Here is a 1,116-nt window from a genome sequence, read left to right on the forward strand (position 1 = left end):
GGTGTGTTATTTGAGTGATACGCGTAAAGTCACACTTGAGTCGCACCATCGGCGGTTGTTGCGGGGTGGACTGCCGAGGGGCTGATCGTGATTGGAGGACCTGTCCGACGGGACGATAGCATGGGGTTGGCTGCGTAGGACAGACGGCCCATTGCGCTCCAAGCGAGGACGTTAGGGGTTATGCTTGAACGTCCAGCTTCGATCCTCACCCGGTTCGCCGTTGATGAAATAGCGAATGTCGTCGATTGCACCTTCGGGCCAGACAACAAGCTCACGATCATTAATGAAATTGATCTGCAGAGTGTCGCCAGTTTCTGGTGCATCCCACACGAGAGTGAGCTTATCGCCAGTTTCAAGCTCGAAGCACTGCGGCCACGGCTCAACCGACACATAAATTGGATCGTCTTTAAGGTTGACGAAGCTCTGCTGTGTTTGAGGCATGGCCTAATGTAGTGCCGAGCCGACGCTGCGCCAACGTCAGCGTCCTACTCAACTCCAGACACAACCCCTATCCCACCATCTCCAGCACCGGCGCGACATCGACGCTGACATCCATCTTCTGCGCGCTCGATCCCAGCACCACCCCGTCGATCGGCGCGATTTCGCCGTAGTCGCGGCCGATCGCCATGACGATATGGTCGCCCGCCATCCAGATGCCGTTGGTCGGATCGACCCCGACCCAGCCGAGTTCTGCCCCGCACCACAGCAATACCCAAGCGTGCGTCGCATCGGCGCCGACCAGCCGCGCCTGCCCCGGTGGCGGGATCGTGCGGATATAGCCCGAGGCATAGGCCGCGGGCAGGCCCGCCGCGCGGAGGCCCGTGATCATAATCTGCGCGAAATCCTGACACACGCCGCCGCGCTTCAGGAACGCCTCGTGCGGCGGCGTGTCGACCAACGTCGCGGTGGGATCGAACGCGAAATCGTTCTGGATGCGCTGGGCGAGCGCGATCGCGGCGTCGAGCGCGGGGCGGTCGGGCTGCAGATCCTGCGCGCACCACTGCGCGATGTCGCGGTCGAGCGGGATCAGCGGCGAGGGGAAGAGGTAATTGGCCGGGCCAGCGGGCGACGGATCGCGACTGGCGCGCGCGGCGGCGGCGATTTCCCCGAGCGCGG

2 protein-coding genes are annotated in these 1,116 nt (G+C 63.1%); both read right to left on the bottom strand.

Features of this window, described 5'->3' with window-relative positions; all coding sequences use genetic code 11:
* Nucleotides 1–171: 171 nt before the first annotated feature.
* Entirely contained in the window at nt 172–441 is a 270-nt protein-coding gene (locus ABWP09_RS14450) for a hypothetical protein (protein ID WP_353205814.1), read from the bottom strand.
* A 67-nt stretch (nt 442–508) separates the two neighbouring features.
* On the bottom strand, nt 509–1,116 hold a 608-nt coding region (locus ABWP09_RS14455; protein ID WP_353205815.1), incomplete at its 5' end, for a transglutaminase-like domain-containing protein.

Source organism: Sphingomonas sp. (genome assembly GCF_040398505.1).
Lineage (GTDB): Bacteria > Pseudomonadota > Alphaproteobacteria > Sphingomonadales > Sphingomonadaceae > Sphingomonas.